11 protein-coding genes and 7 pseudogenes are annotated in these 19,643 nt (G+C 55.8%); 10 read left to right on the forward strand and 8 right to left on the reverse strand.

The window, feature by feature from the left end; translation table 11 throughout:
* The 5 genes and pseudogenes from JCM13995_RS00005 to JCM13995_RS00025 form a co-directional block, all read left to right on the forward strand.
* A partial coding sequence (locus JCM13995_RS00005; protein ID WP_225350598.1) for a SpaA isopeptide-forming pilin-related protein occupies positions 1 to 2,371 on the forward strand: 2,371 nt, incomplete at its 5' end.
* Positions 2,372 to 2,507: 136 nt separating this feature from the next.
* Entirely contained in the window at positions 2,508 to 2,891 is a 384-nt protein-coding gene (locus JCM13995_RS00010) for a hypothetical protein (RefSeq protein WP_156314249.1), read from the forward strand.
* A complete protein-coding gene (locus JCM13995_RS00015; RefSeq protein WP_054661231.1) occupies positions 2,888 to 3,625 on the forward strand; it encodes a prealbumin-like fold domain-containing protein in 738 nt (245 codons plus the stop codon). The genes JCM13995_RS00010 and JCM13995_RS00015 overlap by 4 nt, the downstream gene beginning before the upstream one ends.
* Before the next feature lie 33 nt (positions 3,626 to 3,658).
* A pseudogene (locus JCM13995_RS00020) lies at positions 3,659 to 5,197 on the forward strand (SpaH/EbpB family LPXTG-anchored major pilin); the annotation flags it as partial.
* A gap of 80 nt (positions 5,198 to 5,277) precedes the next feature.
* Positions 5,278 to 6,399, forward strand: coding sequence for a class C sortase (locus JCM13995_RS00025; RefSeq protein ID WP_054661237.1), 1,122 nt, complete (start codon positions 5,278 to 5,280; stop codon positions 6,397 to 6,399).
* A gap of 702 nt (positions 6,400 to 7,101) precedes the next feature.
* Here JCM13995_RS00025 and JCM13995_RS00030 read toward each other — a convergent pair.
* From JCM13995_RS00030 to JCM13995_RS00045, 4 pseudogenes are all read right to left on the reverse strand, one after another.
* Positions 7,102 to 8,033, reverse strand: a pseudogene (locus tag JCM13995_RS00030) (GRP family sugar transporter).
* Between the two features lie 13 nt (positions 8,034 to 8,046).
* Positions 8,047 to 8,432 (reverse strand): annotated as a pseudogene (locus JCM13995_RS00035) (VOC family protein).
* A 22-nt stretch (positions 8,433 to 8,454) separates the two neighbouring features.
* Positions 8,455 to 9,329, reverse strand: a pseudogene (locus JCM13995_RS00040) (ROK family protein).
* 63 nt (positions 9,330 to 9,392) lie between these two features.
* A pseudogene (locus tag JCM13995_RS00045) lies at positions 9,393 to 10,390 on the reverse strand (zinc-dependent alcohol dehydrogenase family protein).
* A gap of 366 nt (positions 10,391 to 10,756) precedes the next feature.
* Here JCM13995_RS00045 and JCM13995_RS15265 point away from each other — a divergent pair.
* The 5 genes from JCM13995_RS15265 to JCM13995_RS00070 all read left to right on the forward strand — a co-directional run bounded on the left by JCM13995_RS15265 (position 10,757) and on the right by JCM13995_RS00070 (position 14,502).
* Complete coding sequence (locus JCM13995_RS15265; protein ID WP_225350599.1) at positions 10,757 to 10,885, forward strand: LacI family DNA-binding transcriptional regulator; 129 nt, start codon at positions 10,757 to 10,759, stop codon at positions 10,883 to 10,885.
* Positions 10,866 to 11,369: a LacI family DNA-binding transcriptional regulator gene (locus tag JCM13995_RS15275; protein ID WP_054661242.1), complete on the forward strand. Its 504-nt coding sequence runs from the start codon at positions 10,866 to 10,868 to the stop codon at positions 11,367 to 11,369. Before JCM13995_RS15265 ends, JCM13995_RS15275 begins: the two co-directional genes overlap by 20 nt.
* Positions 11,366 to 11,764, forward strand: coding sequence for a substrate-binding domain-containing protein (locus JCM13995_RS15280; protein ID WP_369385569.1), 399 nt, complete (start codon positions 11,366 to 11,368; stop codon positions 11,762 to 11,764). The genes JCM13995_RS15275 and JCM13995_RS15280 overlap by 4 nt, the downstream gene beginning before the upstream one ends.
* A gap of 331 nt (positions 11,765 to 12,095) precedes the next feature.
* Positions 12,096 to 13,673: a hypothetical protein gene (locus JCM13995_RS00065; RefSeq protein WP_054661251.1), complete on the forward strand. Its 1,578-nt coding sequence runs from the start codon at positions 12,096 to 12,098 to the stop codon at positions 13,671 to 13,673.
* On the forward strand, positions 13,660 to 14,502 hold the full coding sequence (locus tag JCM13995_RS00070; RefSeq protein ID WP_054661254.1) for an LPXTG cell wall anchor domain-containing protein: 843 nt from the start codon (positions 13,660 to 13,662) through the stop codon (positions 14,500 to 14,502). Before JCM13995_RS00065 ends, JCM13995_RS00070 begins: the two co-directional genes overlap by 14 nt.
* 173 nt (positions 14,503 to 14,675) lie before the next feature.
* Here JCM13995_RS00070 and JCM13995_RS00075 read toward each other — a convergent pair.
* From JCM13995_RS00075 to galU, 4 genes and pseudogenes are all read right to left on the reverse strand, one after another.
* A pseudogene (locus JCM13995_RS00075) lies at positions 14,676 to 16,090 on the reverse strand (glycoside hydrolase family 1 protein).
* A 122-nt stretch (positions 16,091 to 16,212) separates the two neighbouring features.
* A pseudogene (locus tag JCM13995_RS00080) lies at positions 16,213 to 17,066 on the reverse strand (fructosamine kinase family protein).
* An 83-nt stretch (positions 17,067 to 17,149) separates the two neighbouring features.
* On the reverse strand, positions 17,150 to 18,496 hold the full coding sequence (locus JCM13995_RS00085) for a threonine/serine exporter family protein (protein ID WP_054661257.1): 1,347 nt from the start codon (positions 18,494 to 18,496) through the stop codon (positions 17,150 to 17,152).
* 199 nt (positions 18,497 to 18,695) lie between these two features.
* Positions 18,696 to 19,628 (reverse strand): UTP--glucose-1-phosphate uridylyltransferase GalU, encoded by a 933-nt coding sequence (galU, locus tag JCM13995_RS00090; protein ID WP_054661260.1) that lies wholly within the window; start codon positions 19,626 to 19,628, stop codon positions 18,696 to 18,698.
* Between the last annotated feature and the right edge of the window lie 15 nt (positions 19,629 to 19,643).

Here is a 19,643-nt window from a genome sequence, read left to right on the forward strand (position 1 = left end):
AAAATTGAGGAAGCGAAATACCATTCGGTTGATCCGTTTGTGCCTAGTTGCTGTGATGACTTTGGGTAATTTTGCTTATTTGCCTGCCGTGACGACTCGCGGTGATGGAATCGCCCCCCAGGCCGCGGGCGATTATTATCAGGATAATCAGGCGGGACGAGATGACGTGCTTGGGGCTGCTCAACGGTTCCATATTTTTACGCTGAATGCCGACCTGGGGGCCTCGGAAGATGGCAACGTCGCCGCCCAAAGTTTTAACGGGACGCACGATTTTGGCACTTCTCAGGGCCTAAAAGGGATCGAGCCTGACGGCGAGGAAATCAATTACCTGCAAACCATCGAGGGCATTCAAAGCGCGGCCCTAGACTCTGGCCGGTCGCAAAAGTTCGTGACCGGGCCGACCACCTCATTGACATCTGCGGATAACGGTCATGCGGTGGCCATTGCGGGGGTCAAGAACAACACGCTCAAGGCCAATGAGGTTTACCAGGACACTGACGCGGCTCCCTATATTGACTTTAAGACAGAGTTTGATCGGCTGCGGGCAGTGTCGGCACTGTTTGCCAACAAGGGCAAAACGTATCAAAAAACCAATGATAACCTCCTAAGCATCGATCTTAGCGATGATAGTTTACAAAGTGTGCCCTACCCACTGCGGCTCACGAAACAGGCTGAGGATGGCGCCCTTCTTCCTGGCGCGGTTTACCGGCTGGTTGATTCGGCGGGCAAGCCGTTAGATTCAAGTCAGGACGATCTTTGGGTCAATGACGCGAATAAGACGAGTGACCCCACTAAATTCCTGACCGATAAGCAAGGCCAGATCAATGTGTCTGTTTCTAAAGCCGGGACTTATTCCTTTGTAGAGACCACTGCACCCGCTGGGTATCGCGTGGATTCTGAGCCGAAAAAGGTCGAGACGGGGTCAATTCCCGATGCGACGTATGTCAACCTAAGTTGGAAGCAGCTTTATGCGGTTGGCGGCGAGGCGGCGAGCCATATCGATTTTACTGGGCGTGACTTCCACGCCGCCGACGCCACGCCGCTGATCATCGACGTTGATTTCACCGGTTACGATCCAAGCCAGATCGATTCTGGCCGGGCGGGGAACATTTCGCTTCAGGGCCTCACGGGGGATGATCTCAAGGACTCCAGTAAAGCCAAAGTCTTGTGGAACTTTTATGGCTATCCGAAAGACGCCACGATTCCAATCGGCAATGATGATTTTCTGGGTACGATATTGGCGCCAGACGCCAATATTACGGTCAACACTGGCGGTCACGTGTACGGCTCAATCATTGCTAAAAGTGTGAAGACTGGTGACACCAGTCATCGCTGGGATCTGAATTTTCAGTCTACTCCAGGAAGTAATGTCGTTGCGACGGACACGAAAATCCCGACGACCAGCCTCACCATTCAGAAGAAGTGGAAGTCGCTCACCGATGCGGATGCCGCGGGTGAAGCCGGTTTTCAGCTCTATCAGCATCAAGATGGGCACGAAGGCAAGGCCTATGGGGATGTGGTGACGCTTACCGGCAAACTGCAGGATCCGGCCAGTTGGAAGCACACGATTGGTGATCTCCCGATGGAAGACGCAGTCGGGCACAAACTGACATACACCGTTCAGGAAACCGGCGCGAAGGTCGCCGACCACGCTGCCGACACTTATCAGCAGTCGACTGACGGGACGACCGTCACGAACACTCAATACGGCTTGGTGGTGAAGAAGGTTGACGCCGATTCTGGCCAGGAGCTGACTGATGGTGTCACGTTTACCGTCACCGGTCCCGCTGGTTTCGAAAAGACAATCAAACCCGGTGCGACGGCGCCGCTTGCGCCAGGCACGTACCAGATCACTGAGACGACGCCGCCAACCGGGTATCAACTTGATCCCACGCCGCAGACTGTGACATTGACCAAGGACGGTAAGTGGCTGACCGGTGCCGGCAAGGCCCTGGGCACCACCGCGCCAACTGAAGATGGGAAACCAGTCGATGGCCTGTACGTCGATGCGTCTGATCAATATCGCGGTCAGCTCCTGCACGTGGTGAAGACTGACCACAAGTACTTGAGTTTAAAAATCATCAAGCACGACAAGGCCACTCACACCGCGCTTAAGGGTGCGGTGTTCACCCTGACCCCAACTACCGGTGCACCGAAGACGTTGACCACCGGTGATGATGGCACTGCGGTTGATGAGCAGCTTCAGTCAACGGCAAATCAACAGTACACCTTGGAGGAAACGACCCCACCTGGTGGATATGATGCGTTGACTGGGAGTGCCACGATTCAGGGTGATGCAGTGAGTTTGAATGGTGACTTCAAAGGCAATGTTGACATCTCGACTCAAGCAATCAGATCACCCTCACAGTGACCGATACGCCGCGCGGTCGGCTGCCCGCGACTGGCGGGACCGGGCCGCTGCAGGCCGTTTTGCTTAGCGGTTTGGCAGCGTTGATTGCTGTGCTTCTTTTCGCCTGGTCCTGGGTGCAAAAGCGAAGGGAGGAAGCATGATGAAAAAAATCAACTCACTGATTGTGCTCCTTCTCGGCATACTGATGCTGGCCTTTGGCCGCGGACATCCGGTGGCTGCCGCCACGGATGTCCAAGTGACGATTCAGCACGTGGTGAACCAGCAAAGCGCTAGAGGACAGCCGACCCGGCCCGGCGCGTTTGCCCACTTCACCGTTTACGATATGACGGCTACGGCGCATGAGCGGAGTGTCCGCGGCGAGCCGGTTTCAAGGCTGGCAGAAGCGCTGGGCCAAAAGGATGATCAGGCAATCGGTGCCTTTATCAAGCAGCAACATCTGCGACCGGTGGCCAACGTTGAAACTGATGCCGGCGGATCAGCCACTTTGCCGTTTCTGGTGCCTGGGGTAACGCTTATTTGATTGTTCAGACCACGCCGGGCTTTGACCCAACCAATGCCCTGAACGTGAATGAGAAGGCGCTGCCGATCGTCCTGAGTTTTCCGCAGGAGAATCAGGCGCAAGGCGTCACGATCGTCACGAAAGCGGTGCGCGTCCAGCGGGCGGTGTACTTTTACAAGTACGGGCGGTCCGGCCGGGAAACGGCGCCGCTAAAAGGGGCAATCTTTGCCGTTCGCCGAGCGGGCGCGTATCTGACCACCGCACAGCGGTGGCTTCAGACCAAGTCACCCTTGGCCGATCACCGGGTGCTGAAGATGCACTCGCAGGCAGACGGGTTGGTCATGTTGAAAGGGGTTCCGCTGGCGCCTGGCAGTTATGTGGTTCAGGAGCTGAAGGCACCCAAGGGCTATGCACTGACTCGGCAAGCACAGCAAATCAGGCTCAGCATTCCGCGTGCGGACACCATGGCTCAGATCACGGTCAACGGCGTTGCACTGAGGCCGCTGCTTGCCGATCGGGTTCAACGTGGTGAGGCAAGCCGTACTGAGCTGCGCATTTACAACCCAATTAAAGCTGTCCCGCCGAAGACCCCAGGTGGTAATGGCCCGGGGCCCCGTTTGACACATTATTGGGGACATCTCCCACAGACAGGGGAAGCGAAAGCAAGCTTGGCATTGTTAGGATCACTGATTATCGGCTTTACTGTTTACTACTGGAAACGACATTTAAGACAAGGTAGGGAGTGTAACAAATGAAAAAAAGGGACGTTAAAGCACTTTTTAGCGAGTGCGTTACTGATTTTACCGTTGGTGTTGCAGGCGGCCGTGGGGGTCCAGACCGTTGCCGCAGCTGACACACCGGACACCGTGAACATCACGTTGCATAAGCTGGCGTTTGATCATGCGGTTTCGCCAGAGGTTCAAAACGATGGCGAGACCGAACCAGATGCGTTAAAGGCCGGGAAGCCGCTCGAAGGGGCGACCTTTGCCGTTTACGATGTGACCGATCAGTATCAGCAATTATTGCAAAATGGCAAATCCACGACCGATGCGCAGGCGGCGATCCAAAAGGATGCCGCAGCCGGCGCCCCGGCATACGCTAAGCCGGTCAATGCGGCTGCTGCCAGCGATACTGACGCTGATGCCAAGGGTGACACGGATACACCGACTAAGGCGGAAGCGGAGACTAAAACGACCGATCAGGACGGGTTAGCAACGTTCTCTGATCTGCCTGCGACCATCGATGGTCACCATGCAGTTTACCTGTTTGTCGAAACCAGTTCCGTGGTGACCGGTCAGACCACCATTCAGCAGGCCACGCCGCTCGTTGTGGCACTGCCGCTGTACAAGTCTGATAAGACGACGGTTAACAAGGATATCCAGCTGTATCCCAAGAACGTTGAACAAGAGACAGCAACAAAGGATATCACCAATGCTGGCGCGCCAGACAAGGACGGTACCTTTAGCTCACAAATCGGTGCGGTTCTGAACTACTCGATCAAAGCGGCCATCCCAGCAGATCTTTCAGTGGCGAAATACGACAAGTTTGATATTAAGGATACGCCAGATAAAGGGCTAGCAATCGATACTGATTCGATTAAGGTGACCCTAGGTGATACGGAATTAAAGGCAGACACGGACTATAAGCTCACTGCCTCAGCGACAGGATTTTCGATTTCTTTACTGATGGACAAGGATTACTCGCCAGCTGTTCTGGCTGGTGCCGGCAAAACTCTTAATGTGACTTACAATGCAACTATTACTAAGGACGCCGCGGCTGGCCAGCCATTGGACAACCAGCTGACCGTGACTCCTGGCAACAATCCCGGGACGGACATTCACAGTCATCAAAAGCCTGAAATCGGTGAAGCTGACTTTAAGAAGCAAGACGTTAACAGTAAAAAGGGTCTGACAGGCGCGGAGTTTGAAGTCAAAAACAGCGATGGGAAATTTGCTGTGCAAGACCCCGACACCCTTGCAGTGACCTTTACGGATGACAAGGATCAGGCAACCAAGTTCATCTCGGGCGAGGATGGCCTGCTAAAGATTCAAGGCCTGCCATTCGGTGATTACACGCTGACAGAAACCAAAGCGCCAGAGGGTTACGTCTTGAGTGACACACCAGTGACGAAGTTTACGGTCAGCGCTGATAGTGATTATTCTGACGTAGGCAGCATTCCTACCGATCAGCAGATCAACAACACACCAAAGGGCATCTTGCCGCACACCGGTGGGATGGGGATCTACATCCTGATTGTCATTGGGCTTGCAGTCATGGGTGGTGCCTTCTTCTTCCTGAAGAAGGGCAGCCGTCACGAAGAAGTCTGATTGATACTAAAACGTCAAGAATGACGAAAAAGCGCTGCTTAGGCGGCGTTTTTTCGCATTAAACAGGAAGGAAGGCCCCGATGTCAAAGCGAAAACAGCGTCCACGCGCCTATCTTGCCACCCAAATCATCGCATTCCTGTTCCTGATTTTTGGTGCGGCGGTTGCCTTATACCCGTTTTACGTGGGCGGGCTGAACGACCTGCTGGATAACTATCGCGCGGCTCAGACTCAGCGAGCAAACCAGAAGAATGCCGATGACCAGCTTGCGGCGATGAGGCGGCGCAACGCAGCACTGAAAAAAAGTGGGATTCATGCGAACGCCGATCCATTCTCGGGTTTGAGTCGAAAGCAAACGGTGGACCTTAAGCATGACATGATTGGGGATGTCATTGTTCCCAAGCTGAAACTGACGGTGCCACTGTTTAAAACCCTGACGGAAGCCACGCTGCAAGTCGGCGCCGCCGTTGTGCCTGGCACATCGATGCCGGTTGGCGGCCCCAACACACATACGGTCATCGCCGGACACCGGGGCTTGGTCGACCGGCGACTGTTCTCCGACCTGAATAGGGTAAAAAAAGGCGATCTCTTTGTCCTGAAGGTGTTCGATAAACACTTAGCCTACAAGGTCTTCCGCATCCAAGTTGTGAAGCCGGATGATACAGATGTCCTCAGGATTGAAGCAGGTAAGGACCTGGCGACGCTACTCACGTGCACACCGTACATGATTAACAGCCATCGGCTTTTGATCACCGGGCATCGGGTGCCATACACGCCCGCGGTGGCACATGATGTCGCCGGGTCGCAGCAGCGCGAGCGTTGGCAGCAGCTCGCTATTTTACTTGCGGCTATTGGGGCACTCTTTGTGCTGGCGTGGGCGATGGGCCGCCGCATTCATACGCTGCTGCTCAGACGGCATGTTTTCAATCTCTTGTTTTATCGCGTTGATCTTGAAGGACATCCGGTTTCAGGCGCGGTTTACCAGCTCTGCAAGAAAAACGGCAAGCCACTGTACAGGCAAGGCAAAGTCCTCGAAGTCAAGTCGGATGAAACCGGTCAGGTGTTTATCGAACATTTGCCAGGCGGGGTTTACCTCCTCAAGGAACTTGCGCCTACCCGGTGGCGGGTGAAAGTCGGTAAGAAAAAAACTGCGCCAACAGAAGCTGCGGTTTTACCCGAAAAAAAGGTCAGGCTGAAGCAGTGACTGTTTCAAATGATCGCTGGGAAATTAAACGATAGAACTGCCGGCAACTGGCCAATTGGGTAGGCTGGCAGGTGTGGGCGCATGCCCGAAAAGTTAAATAATGTAAATTATTATTGATCAGAACGTCAGTGGCGTGATGATTTGAAGTGACGGTGGCGGCTGCCCGTTATCGAATCAGGCGGCTTCCTACAGCAACTGGCCATTGATAGGGAATCAGTTAAGCTCAAAGCGAAAGACAATACGGAAAAAAAGAAGAGAATGTTATTATAATGGCTTGATAAATGGGGTAAACATTATCAAAACCGGCAAATAATCATTCTTCGTGTTTTTCTTGATATATTTTTCAGAATAGATATAATGATTACGTTACAGGCATTAGTCTTGGGGGAGACTTTTGCAGGAGTGTTGGTTCACATCGGGTGCGAGAACTTTGTTCGCGTGCTTGGATCGAAAATCAATTTGGCGATCCCCAGGAAGCTGAGGATCGTTTTTTTATTACCATGGTACTCTGATCGACTCAAACCGGCTTGTTCGTCTGAGTTGACTGAGGCTGGATTGGCATGTTCTCTTCCCCTCCCTATAGTAAAGCCCACCTAGTGAATCACTCACCAGGTGGGCTTTTTTTGCCGAAATGACGCTCATGGCCGCAGCGTTCATCGATAGAGAAGCGGTAGTGGCCGTGACAAACAACAGGAATGCGGCCTACAAGTTAGCAATGATCATGCCGCCAAGGGCCATCAGCAGTGTACCTACAGCGATGTGCCGCATCTGCTGGTGACTCTTGCGCTCATGCAGCAGGAAGATGCCGCAGAAAGTGCCGACAATGACGCACATTTGGGAAAGGGTGGTCGCCACGGTTTGGCCGACCTGGGGGTTGCCCGCCGAAATCAGCATGCACAAGTTGCCGACGGCCCAAGTGAGGCCGGTCAGGATGTTGGTGAACGAGTGCTTTTCGAGGATCAAGTGTTTCTCGTGGAACACTGCGCTGATCAGCACTAGGGCGCCAATGAGTTGGCCGATCGCCTGGGGCAAAATCACGGCGGTCATGTAGGTCAGACCGTGGTCTGCGGCGTGAAAACTGGCAGAGACGATGCCCAGCTTTGCCATCAGGTTCGGGAACACGAAGTAGAGCATAAAGCCTAACGTGGACCAGGCCAGCACGATCAGGCCGTGCCGCATTTTGCTAGGCGCAATTTGACTTGCGCCGGTTTTGCTGCGGCCGGAGATTTGGGTGGCCCCAAAGACGATGATCAAAATCGCTAGGGTGCCAAAGCCCCACATTTTGCCGGTGGTCCAGCCGCCGAGGACGACGGCAGCCATCACCGCGTTGGCTACGATTTGGCCCGCGGTCGACAGCGGTAGGCCAACGGACACACCGAGGTCCTTGTAGGCCAGGTACTGCCCGGTGTTGCCCAGCGACCAGCACATGCCGGAAAGCAGCCCGGTCAACCAGACGCTGGCGGGGATGGTTACGCCGTGCGGCAGGACGTACAGCAGGTACACGCCCAGGCCGAGAACGAGCGCGCCCAGCTGGTGCCGAGGGTTTGCTGCCCGGCGGTGCCGCCGAGCTTGGTGGTAATGGTGGCCATGAGTCCCCAGGTGAGGGCCGGGACCAGTGCGATCAGCAGTGCCATGCCTTAACGCCTCCTAGAGCTTTTGGCAAAATTCGATGGTTTCGTGATTCGGGCCAAGAATGTTGAAGAAGCGGATGCCGTGGTCCCAGAAGCTGGGGATGCTTTGAATCTCGTTTTCGACAATGTTCAAGCCCTGCGCTTTCGCGGCGGCGTAAGTGGCGTCGACGTCGGTGGTGTTCAGTGAGACGTGGTTGATCGCGCCGGCCTGCAGCGCAGGTTGATCGCCTTCCCAGGTCTCGATCATGAGGTCCTGGTAAGCGACAAAACCGCAGCGGTTTGGGCCATTGTGAAAAATGCCGAGGCACTTGAAGCCGATGCTTTCATAGAAACGGATGGTTTCGTCCAGGTTCTTTGCCGGGATCCAATGTGCGAGATCCCGGTCACATGATCCATGATCATGAGGTGGTGCTCCTTTCTCAAATTACCGGTTGTATTCCTTCAGCGCCAAGCGTAGTTGCCAATTGTCGCCGAGCCGTTGTCTTTGGCCTGCGGCATGGTGAGGTACTGATCCAGTGGGCCGACTGCCACGTAATCATGGAGCAGCTGCTTGAACTGGGCGCGCACCTTGACCAGCAGTGGTTCGGAAATCACCCCGCCGCCGAAGACGATTTTGTTCGGCCGGATCGTCAGGGTACTTTGGATCGCGGCCTGAGCGATGTAGTACGCCAGAATGTCGAAGACGTGGTCGGTCAGTGGCACATCCTTGCCGGGTTTTCCCAGCCGGGCTTCAAAGGTGGGTCCCGAGATGAGGCCTTCCAAGCAGTCGCCGTGGAACGGGCAGATGCCCTTGAAGTTCAGGTCGTCCGGGTGACGCTTGACATAGACGTGGCCCATTTCGGGGTGGCCCAGGGTGCCGAGAAACTGGCCATTTTCCACGACGCCGGCGCCGACCCCGGTGCCCACGGTGTAGTAAACCAGCGAGGCGATTTTTTCGTTGAACAGCGAGGCGAGTACGTATTCGCCGTATGCCGAGCCGTTGACGTCGGTGGTCCAGGCGATGGGGCCCTTGAACTGCTGACGAATGGCGCCGACAAAATCGGTGTTCGACCAGCCAGGCTTGGGCGTGTTGGTGATGTAACCGTACTTGGGCGAGTGGCGGCGGATCTCAATGGGCCCAAATGAGGCGATGCCCATGGCCTTGAGAGCGGGGAACTGCGCGAAATAGGCGTTCACCGCGGCCAGCGTTTCCCGCGGCGTGGTGGTCGGGATGACCTGCCGCGACTGGGTGTGATAATTTTCATCGCCGACCGCACAAACGAACTTGGTGCCGCCGGCTTCGATACTGCCTAATTGCATGGTGAGACTCCTTTCCAAAAACGCAGAAGAGCCGCCTGAGCGACTCTGCGTGATCTGACCGGTTTAGCCGACTTTAACGACGGCCTTGGAGACGCCGGCGACCTTGCCTTGCAGCACGGGTTCGACCTGGTTGAGTTCCAGTTCGTGGCTGATCAGGGGATCGACGTTGACCTTGCCGCTGGCCAGCAGCGCGATGGAATCTTCAAACGCGTGCGGGTTGATGAAGGAGCCTTGGATGGTCAGCTGCTTTTGGTAAATCTCATATGTGTTCATCTGGAAGTGGGCGTCTGGGTGGCCGACGCCGAACATCAGGACCTGGGCCCCTTTGCGGGTGGCGTTGACCGCTTGTTCCTGGGTCTCCGGCTTGCGACCGCTTCAACGACGATATCGTAGTCGCTTGGCAGGGTGTCGCGGGTGGTGTTATAGGTGTTCTTAACGTTGAACAGCTTCTTGTTGAGCGCCAGTTTGTCATCGATAATGCCGGCAAAATCGACCTGGTGCACGCCGTATGCCTGCAGGATCTGAACGAACAGCTGGCCCATGAAGCCGTCGCCGATGACCAGTGCCTTAGCGTAAGGCGTCAGGTGCAGCAGCTGCACCCCGTGAACCGCGCAGGAAATCGGCTCGATGGTCGCGCCGGCCTTGAAGGAGATGCTGTCTGGCAGTTCGTAAACAACGGAAGCCGGCGCGGTGAAGTACTCCGCCAGGCCGCCGTTGCGAGTCACGCCGACCGCGGACAGGTGGTCGCAGAGTTCTGGACGACCGGTGCGGCAGTAGTAGCACTGACCGCAGTAGATGTTGGGGTCCACCGTGACGCGGTCGCCGACTTTGACATTGGTGACGTTTGCGCCGACCGCGGCGACAACGCCGGAGTTTTCATGGCCGAGGACAATTGGTGGGACGGCCTTGGCGGAACCGGGCAGGCCGTTGTACAGCGCGTGATCCGTGCCGCAGATGCCGGCGTACTTGGTTTGCACCAGGACCTCGTTCGGTAAGACGCTCGGCTTGGGCAGATCCTGAATTTCCATCTTCTTAACAGCAGTGAGTACTAAACCTTTCATGTTAATGACCTCCGATTTAAAATGCGTTGGCGGGAAAAGTCCCAATTTTGAGTAAACGTTTACTCAAAAGCCAGAAAATGACAGCCCTGTTCTGACCAGGCAGCCAGAGCTAAGGCCTAAATGCGTAAGCGCTTACCCAACGCTCAATTCATATTCTAAACGCTTTCATGAGTTTGTAAAGCCCTAATGAGCGAGAATCTGAATTTATAAAATCTCATAACTATTTTGCGGATGCGTTTGCGCAATTTTTTTCTAAGCCAACCGAAGCCGTCACACCAACGCTTCTCTTTATTCGTCAAGACAGCTAAAATGAAGCTGTTGCGTATGCGCTTACGCGAAGACTCGACGTTGAGGAGGACCATTACCATGCGTGTGACCATCGAAGATATTGCGAAAAAGGCCGGCTTATCCGCCGCTTCCGTGTCGCGAATTTTAAACAACACGGGGCGCTTTTCCGAAGCCACAGCGAAAAAAAGTGCGGGCCATTGCGGATGAGCTTGGTTACTACAAGAATCGCTCCGCGTCAGACCTAGCGAGTCACACGCAGACGACGCTGGGGGTCATTAACTACCCGGCGGAAACCGACTCCAACTTTCACGTTATTCGCGGCATTACCGAGCAGGCGCGGCAAAGTGACGTCGACGTGCTGATCATGATCGCCGAGCGGGATGATCAAACCGCCATTCGCAAAGTCGTGGAGGACTTGATCGAGCGGCGCGTTTTCAGCATTCTTTTCCTCTCTGTGCACCCCGACCAGGCCATCATCGACCTGATCAAGCGCGCCGGCATCTACCCGCAGGAAGTCGCCAGCGCTTACGCGCTCGATTTGTCTTACGTATCGTCCAACGACTACCAGATGGGCCAATTGGCCACGCGCACGCTGATTGACAAAGGGTACAGCCGCATCGGTTTTGTCGGCGCGACCCGGAAAAGGACATCGTCGGCACCCAGCGGTTTGCCGGCTACCAGGCAGCGCTGAAAGCGGCGGGGATCACGTACCGGCCTGAGTGGCTGTTCGTTGGCGATGGCAAGTACAGCTATCAGTCCGGTCTCGATGCGGTGCCATACTACACCGATAACGCCGACGTCGACTCCGTGTTTGCGACCTCCGACGATGGCGCGCTGGGTATTATTAACGGTTTGATCGACCGCGACGGCGCCTTCACTCACCAGTGGGGCATTATCAGTACCGACGGCTCCCAAATCTGTGAGCAAACCCGGCCGAAGATCTCCAGTGTCACCCAGGACTTTAACCTGATCGGCCGGATGGCTGTCGATGAGGCAGTTCGCGCCATTACAGACTTGCCCAAGGAGAAGCGTCAAATTGATGTGCCGTTCAGGCTGGAGCTGCGCGAAACCACGCCCGCAAAATAGAAGAATCGATAGATGGCGATGAAATTCTGTGAGGGTTAGTGATCACGCTGCCTATTGTGCGACTGCCTTTTTCGCAGTATATTATTCGTTGTATACGCACGCATAACTTCAAAAAATGGTTGGCCAACCTAGCAAAGAGAATCTTGAAATCAAGCATTTGCATATTAGTAACAAATGCGTTGATTGTCAGGGTTATTTCTTGGATAGGTTGGCCATTTTTGCGCACTTTTTACCATATGGGTCGCGTGTGTCGGGGGAATGTTTTTGGGCGTGTGTTCAGCAGTTCAGCATCAGCTCAATTTTGATTTTTATCTTTGGAGGAGGATCTTTTATGACCACAAACAGTAAACGTCTTATTTATACGTCGATGGCTGCCATCGCCTTGATGGCAGTCAAGGCGGCACCAGTTCATGCCGATACCAGCGATACAGCCAGCGCTGCAACCGATGCCCAAGCAACAACAGCCGCCGCGCCAACGAATAAGGCTAATAAAGCCATGGCGACAACTAAGCCAAAGTCACAAGCGGAGTATGATGCAAATGTGGCGGCTGGGCAAGCCGACGTTAATGCCGCGCAGAAGACGGTCAACCAGGACCATCAGACAGCTGATCCGGCAAACGCAGCAGTGACTAAAGCCCAAGCCGCCGTCAAAGAGGCAACCAAGGCTCAGCAGGCCGCCCAGGCGAATGCTGATGGCACGGCTATCAAGAGTGCAGCGTCAGCCCAGGCTGCAGCGCAAAAGGCGCTCGATGGTGTTCCTGCCGATCCGACTCAGGATGACCAAGATGCTGCCAACAAAGCAGTGACCAATGCCGCAGCCGATGCGGCTGCGGCAAAGACCGTCCAAACGGCCGCTGGCAAGGCCGTTGAAACTGCTCAGGGGAACGTTGACGCAGCACAAACTGCCGTCACCCAAGCTAAGGCAGCCCAGGCGGCGAAGGGAACGGCCATTGACATTTCCGGAGACCCTGCAGTAGTCAAAGCAACTAGCGAGGTGACCGCCGCTCAGAAGGCTGTCGATTCTGCCAAAGCGAACGTGACATCTGCCACCAAGGCCGCCAATGCTGCGAAGACAGCCAGCACTAAGGCCGCTGCGGCTGTTACCGCTGCCCAGGCAGCATTAGACAAAGCAAACGCTGAGTCTGCTACGATCCCTGGTAAAACGATTGCGGAGCACGACTATAATACTGCTAATTGGCCCGACTCTAAGCCTGCCAGCAAGACGACTACCGTGGTGACCGTTAATGGAGATCCATCAAAGTACACTGTAAACTGGTCAAATGTTGTCAAATACTTCTACCAGTATTTAAACGAGTTGCGAGCGGCGAACGGGGTCACTGGTAGTCTTGCACCTACTGATCGAGGCATGGCGTATGCGAATAAACAGGCCGCGGCGCAGACTGGGGTTCTGGAACACAAAAACGTACAACCCAATTCCGGTGAGAACTTGGCCGGTACATACCCTAGTTCTTGGTACGGCAGTGATCAGGAGTTTGCGTACAGTCTCTTGATGGGATGGTTTGACGAGTCGGAGAATGTCTTTCCTGCTGGCAGCAGTCTTCATTATGGACATCGTACAAACTTACTGTTTAGTGAAATAGCGGATAGCGGACTAGGATACAATCCAAAAGTTAATGCTGTTGCATTCGACTACTATATGAAGGACGAATCACCTGAGGATTACCCATCATATGAAGACTATATGGCCGCATACGACGCTATAAATGCAGAAATAAATCCATCACTTGCCGTTTCTCAAAGTCGTGTCGGTCTGGTTAACTACAAGTTTGTCTACGTTTCTGGTACGAAGCCCAGTTCCAAGGCAGCGGATGTTAAAAAAAGCGACGGCTGCCTTGACCAAAGCGAAGGCCAACTCGGAGACAGCAAGCCAGGCTTTGACTGCGGCTAATGCAAAAGTAACATCGGCTAACACTGCTTTAGCAGCGGCGCAGAGTCAGCTGACGACGGCTAAGGATAACTTAGATACTGTCAAAACAACCGCGACGCGCAGTGCTGAAGCCGCGCAATCCGAATCAGACACTCAGCTTCAGCAGGCAGTGGACGCCGCGCAGGCCAAATTGGAGTCAGCTCAAGTTGCACTAACTGAAGCTAAAGGCGCTAAGACCACCTCTGACGCAGCGGTCAAAACTGCAGAAGCAGCACTGGCTACTGCTCAGCAGCACGTTAAGGATTTAACTGATGCTGCTAATACGCGGGCAAAGTTGCAAAAAGCACTTGACGATGCCAATGCTGCGTTAAAAGCAGCTCAAGACGCTCAGCCTGCTGCAAAGCAAAGCCTCGATGCGGCCAACCAAGCATTAGCTCAGGCACAGGCTGACCTTGAGACGGCAATGGCATCTGCAAAGCAACCGAACGCACAACTTGCTGCAGACACTGCCATCCTCACACAGGCTAAGAGCCTTCTCGCACAGATCAAGGCCAACGTCTTCATCGTGAAAACCGCAACGAAGACACCAACCAAGCTTGCTGATGGCACCAGTGGTAACCGTGCTCAGAACGGCGCCGAGGCTGGTCACCCGAATGGGACGCCAGCTGCCATCCAACTGGCGGCCGCAATTGGGACTCAAATCAATCGCCCGGCTGGTAAGAGTGCGAGTCAAAACGGCAACCAATTACCCAAGACTGGTGATGAAACGAATGCCGCTTTCGCCGCTGCTGGGCTGGGTATTCTGGCCGCACTTGGGAGCCTCGTTGGCTTCAAGCGCCGGCGTGCCTGAGCGCTCAGTGTTTCAGCTAGGTACCTTGACATAAATTTGCGTGATGTCCCCACAATTCACTCTGAGTTGTGGGGATTTTTGTCGGTTCAGCCCTTAAAAACAGTCAGTATTGCGAGATAAGTAATCAAAACGGCGTGGCCGCTTCATCACGAAGCAGTCGCGCCGTTATTGCGCTACTTGTCGAAGACGCACTCACCGTTGCTGGCGATGATCTGCTTGTAAGTCTCAAAGCTGTCTTTTTTGCTGCGGGCGAGGGTGCCGTGGCCCTCGTCGTCGCGGTCAACGTAGACGAAGCCGTAACGCTTGCTCATCTGGCCGGTGCCGGCGGAGACGATGTCGATCGGGCCCCACCAGGTGTAGCCTATGATGTTGCAACCGTCCTTGATGGCCTCGCCGATGGCCTGCACGTGCTGCTTCAGGTAGTCCGCGCGCTCCGGGTCGTGAATGTTGCCGTCCGCGTTCACGGTGTCCTTCATGCCGAGGCCGTTTTCGACGATGAACATTGGGCAGTTGTAACGGTCCTGAACCAGGTTGCAGATCCAGCGCAGGCCGAGCGGGTCGATTTGCCAGCCCCAGTCGGTGGACTTCAGGTATGGGTTCGGCCGGCCGACCACGCCGCCGGTGTCGCCGTAAATCGGCGTGCCATCGGCGTAAGTCGAGGACCGGTAGTAAGAGAAACCGAGGTACTCAGATGGGTAGTCGTGGATCAGCTGCAGGTCGTCTGGGCCCATTTCGAGCTCAAAATGGTGCTCCTTGAAAATGCGTTTGGCATAGCCGGGGTACTCACCGCGCAGCTGAACGTCGGCGGAGATAAACGTGCGCCGCTGGAGCTGCATGGCGCCGAACACGTCCTTGGGTGCCGGGGTCGCTGGGTACACGGCGGCCTGGCTCAGCGACAGCATGATGCCCATGTGTGCGTCTGGCATCAGCTGTTTGGCTAGCCGCACCGCCTTGGCGTTGGCCACGTACATGTTGTGCTCGGCCTGGTACATCTGCTGCGTCTTGTGGTCGACGTCGCCGGTGACGTCGATCGCGGCGGCTGCGAAGGGGATGGTGTGGGTATTGTTCATCTCGTTGAATGTCATCCAGTAATGCACGGTTTTGCCGTAACGCGTGAACAAAACGCGGCAGTACTTTTCGTACAGGTCAATCAGGTGGCGGTCGGTCCAGCCGCCGTACTTATCGTGCAGCGCCAGCGGGGTCTCGTAGTGCTGATGGTGACGACGGGTTCCATGCCCAGTTTGTGCATAGTAGTAAACAGGTCGTCGTAATATTTCAGGCCGGCCTCGTTAGGTTCTGCCTCTTCGCCATCGGGAAAAATCCGGCTCCAGGCGATCGACGTCCGGAAGCAGTTGAAGCCCATTTCCTGCATGTACTGCAGGTCGCCTTGGTAGCGGTGGTAAAAATCAATGGCTTCGTGGTTCGGGTAGTATTTGCCGGGGATGGGCTTTTTGTCAATTTCGCCGCCCAGGCCGTGTGGGGTCACATCGCTGATCGACGGGCCCTTGCCATCCGTCTGCCAGGCGCCTTCCGCTTGGTTCGCGGCAATGGCGCCGCCCCACAGAAATCCTTTAGGAAAAACACTCATAAGTTCTGCCTCCAAGAATAGTTAATGCGCCGAATACACGCTAAGTTCATTTAACCACTGATGGAAGCCGCTTTCAAAACAGGTTGCGAAGGGCAGCGCACGAAGCCCTTATGCGACTGGCCTCAGTCTGCAATGATTCTACCTAAGAGTTGACTCACCGGCCGCGCGTAGCTGCTGCCGAACTTATCCAGGTGCACCATGAGCAGGTACAGCCGGTAAAAGTCGAGCCGCTTGCCCGCGCCGGGTTCGAGCGGTAGATCCGCCGCGTAGGCCTGGTAAAAGCGGTCGTTGAAGCCGCCGAACACGGTGGTGATGCCGATGTCGAATTCGCGGTCACCGTATAGCGCCGCCGGGTCGATCAGCGCCGGCTGGCCATTTGCTGTGAACATGAAATTGCCGGACCACAGATCGCCGTGCAGCAAGACAGGCTGACTGGCGCGTTTGGCCAGCGCGGCGACAATTTTGGCCCGGGCGGCCAGGTAGCGGGTGTGGTCGGCGGCAGTCCACAGGCCCTTGTGCGTGAGCGCGCGGTCCAGCACGTCCAGACGGCGGTCAACGAACAGCTCGGTCCAGGTGTCGGTCCACGCGTTGTCGAGCTGACCGAGGTGCCGGCGTAAGGTTGATCAAAGCCGAAGCGGCCATTGGGACTTTTAACCTGGTGGAGTTTCGCGACTAGATGGCCGAGGGCGGCCTGGTCGCCGGTGCCGCTGGTCATGTAGCTGAGCAAGAGGTAGCCGGCACCATCGATTGCGCCATTGCCCAGCACGCGCGGGGCGTTAATGTCGTTTTCCTGGAATGCTTTCAGACCGGCGATCTCACCGGCATAAAAACTGGCAGGCTGGCCGGGCTGGACTAACAGGAACAACTCGCGCTTGGCAGTGTTCAGGTGATACGCCTCGTTCACGTCGCCGCCGTGAACGCCTTGATACGAAGTTACCGGTTCGATGGGGAGCTGGTCAAGCCAATTTTGATCCATATGATCACCTCGCCTCAATTCTAACGCCAATGGCCAAAAAAAAGTGCTGGGCTCGCCGGCCCAGCACTTTGCGATCATCTAGTTCAGTCGGCGTGACGCCAGCTCTTGTCGGTGAGGATGCGCGCGCAGGCGAGGCCCAGGGGCAAGGCGACGACGATCATCGCGGCCTGGATCAACCAGGTGCCGCCAACGTCGAGGTTGGACAGTCCGAGGTTGAACATGGCGCGATACATGTACAGGCCAGGCACCATGATCACAATGGCGGGCACGGTGAGTGAGATGCGCGGGTAGCCATTTTTCGAATTGACCAGAGACGCCAGCAGGCCGGAAAGCAGTGCGCCAAGAAACGCGGCTGCCGCGGCCGGCACGGCAAAGCCGACCAGCGTCAGGCGCAGCGTGTTGGCGGCGGCGCCGATGAGGCCCGCCGTGGTGGCCATTTTGACTGGGCTGTTGAACATCAGAGAGAAGCCGAAGACCCCGCAGAAGCTGGCGACCAGGCGCAGGCCGAGGAGCGGCCAGAAGCTTAGCCCCAGCGGCAGGAAGTTTTGCGGCCGCAGCTGGATGATCATGGCGACGACCCAGCCGGTCAACGTCGCGACGACGATCGTTAAGATGGCGAACATCCCGCGCTCAAGACCGGAGCGCATGTCGAGCTTTGCCATGTCCAGCCCTGAGGTAATGAAGGGAAAACCGGGAATGACAAACAGCATTGCGCCAATGTAGCCGGCCTCGTGCGCGGCTGCCACATGGAAGGCCAGCTGCAGCAGGGCAAACACACCGGCGTAAGTCAGGCAGGCGGCTGCCACGCCCACTGAGACGTTGGCGAATAGGGTGATGTGACGGTCGAGCATGAGGCGGCGGACCAGGTTCCCCACACCAGCGCCGAAGAAGGCACAAAACATTTCAATGGGACCACCGCCAAGCAGAAACACGAAGGCTGCGCAGGCGAGCGCCGAGGCCAGGCCGACCTGAAACGGGGTGTAATTACCGCGCTTTTTATCAATTTTATCCAGCTCCGTGTGGAGTTGGTGGACGGTCAAATTGGTCAGCGTCTCGGCGAAGTTGTTGACGAAAATATCCATCGCGTGGAGCTTGTCGGTGTTGACGCCGCTGTTGGGCAGCGACATCGTCTGCGAGTAGTGGTGGCCGTGCTCAAAGCACGTGTACTCGATGGAGATCAGGCCGACATCGGCGGCACAGGTGAGCCCCAGCGGCCGGGCGACGCTGTTCATCGCCTCGCGGACGCGCCAAGCCCCGGTGCCGGCTCCCAGCAGCATCAACCCAACGCGGCCGACGATGCTGGCGCGCTCAGCCAGACTGGCCTCGGTCACCAGCACCTCATCGTCCTTGACGAAGTTGTGCCAGTGAATTGTCATGTGATGGTGGCCGTCCGGCACCAGGTCGGACGGGGATGCTTGATGCTGTGTCATGATGGCCTCCGCAGTGAAAAAGTTTACGATTAAGCGTACCACCGAACCGGGCAAGATGAAAGTGGGGCAAGCACTTAAGCCATTTTTCACCTCATCAAAATAGGATTGAAAGGGGGCCTTCGCCGCCGCAGGAAATTTTCATTGGCGCGCAGGGTATGCAAAAACCCCGATCAGAAATCTGATGATTTCTGATCGGGGCTCAGCTGTCAGCAGTTATTTCTTGGCATTGCCCTTCGCCTTGGCCGCGTCTTCTTTTTTTAATGCGGTCGGCGAGTCTGAGAATGTAGTCGTGCAGTTCATCCTTGATTTCCGGGTGAGTCAGCCCATATTCGACGCTGGTTTCCACAAAACCGAACTTGTTGCCGACATCGTAGCGCTTGCCCTTGAACTCGTGGGCAAACACACGCTGGGTCTGGTTCAGCGTATCAATGGCGTCGGTGAGCTGGACTTCGTTGCCTTTGCCCGGCTTCTGGTGCTCCAGAATGTCAAAAATCTCCGGCGTTAGGAGGTAGCGGCCGATGATGGCCAAGTCACTTGGCGCATCGTCAACAGACGGCTTTTCAACGAATTTGCGAACGTTGTACAGGCCCTCAGACACTTCGGTTTCGGGATCGATGACCCCGTAGGCCGACACGTCCTGGTGGGGGACCCGCTTGACGGCGAGGATCGAGGCGTGGGTGCGCTCGTACTCGTTGATCAGCTGCTGGGTGAGCGGCACCTTGTCCATCATGAGGTCATCGCCCAGCATGACCACAAACGGCTCATCGTTGACGAAGGACTTTGCCAGACGCACCGCGTCGCCCAAGCCCTTGGGATGGGTCTGACGCACGTAGAAGAGGTTGACACCCATGTCAGTGGTCGAGTGGACCAGGTTCAGCATTGCTGTCTTGCCTTTTTCCTGGAGGTTCTGTTCAAGCTCGGGGTTCGAGTCAAAATGGTCTTCAATGCTGCGCTTGTTCTTACCTTCGACGATCAGAATGTCGGTGATTCCACTGGCCTTGGCCTCTTCGACAATGAACTGAATGGTCGGTTTGTCGACGATCGGAAGCATTTCCTTCGCCAGCGCCTTGGTGGCAGGCAGGAAGCGAGTGCCGAGCCCGGCTGCCGGAATAACTGCTTTTCTAACTTTCACGATGGTCCTCCTTGG

Source organism: Lacticaseibacillus camelliae DSM 22697 = JCM 13995 (assembly GCF_001311195.1).
In the GTDB taxonomy this organism is placed as follows: Bacteria; Bacillota; Bacilli; order Lactobacillales; family Lactobacillaceae; genus Lacticaseibacillus; species Lacticaseibacillus camelliae.